Origin of the sequence: Frankia sp. AgKG'84/4 (assembly GCF_023242965.2) — a bacterium.
Lineage (GTDB): Bacteria > Actinomycetota > Actinomycetes > Frankiales > Frankiaceae > Frankia.
This window is the reverse complement of record NZ_JALKFU020000897.1, coordinates 1-843: the sequence shown is the minus strand read 5'-3', so window position 1 is coordinate 843 and position 843 is coordinate 1. Positions and strand designations below refer to the sequence as shown.

The following is an 843-nucleotide window of genomic DNA, read 5'->3' as shown; positions in this document are numbered from 1 at the left end:
ACCTCGCCGCCGGTCGTGGCGCTCGCCGGCCTGCTGGCCCGCGACGCCGCCGCCTACGGCGTCGACCTCGAGCGGGCGCGGGCGGAGGGCACCCGGGGCTGGAACAGTGCGCCGGGCGGCTACCCGGCGAGCCCACGGGCGCTGTCCTACCTGCGGGCAGCCCGCGCCCAGGCATTCTTCGCCGGCGCGCTGGTCGACGCGGCCGACGGGGTCGTGCGCGAGCACGCCGAGCGGGGCGCGGCCTTCCGCCGCCGCCAAGGGCTCATCCTGGACCTGCTCGCCACGGTCGCCACCTCGATCGACCTGGGCAATCCCGAGCAGACTTTCGCCAAGATGGCGGTGGGGGTCACCATCGACGGGATCGACGCCCTGATCAGGTCGCGCTACCGCGACGTGTCGAGCACGGGTGCCCGCCAGGCGCTCGCCGCGCTACGGGAGGCCAGCCGTGGCCTGCCGCAATGGGCCGCCGTTTACGAGACGAGCGCCCGGCTGCTGTGGGCGCGCCGCGACGCCGACCCGTTGCGCCCGGTGTCGGTGATCGAGGTCGACGGGCGACGCCGCGTCTACACCGGGGACCCGCGCACCGACGGCTTCATCACCGGGCCGGCGACGGACTTCCTCGACGCCGCCGGCGGCCCGCGGGCAGTGGGGGCGATGACCCCGGCGCAGCGCGGGGCCTACCTGGCCTGGCTGTCGAGCCCGGCGCTGGTCGCCAACAACGACCGACTGGCGATCCTGGCCGCCCTCGCCGTCGCCGGGGAGATCCGGGTACCGACGGACCGCGCGTTGCGGCCCGTCGGCTGAGCGGTAGCCGTGCGGTGGGCGCCCCGCACGCGCGGGCGG

Annotated in this window: 1 pseudogene; it reads left to right on the top strand. The window is 76.7% G+C overall.

Annotated features, from left to right (window positions below):
* Positions 1 to 804 (top strand): annotated as a pseudogene (locus MXD58_RS25900) (hypothetical protein); the annotation flags it as partial.
* Between the last annotated feature and the right edge of the window lie 39 nt (positions 805 to 843).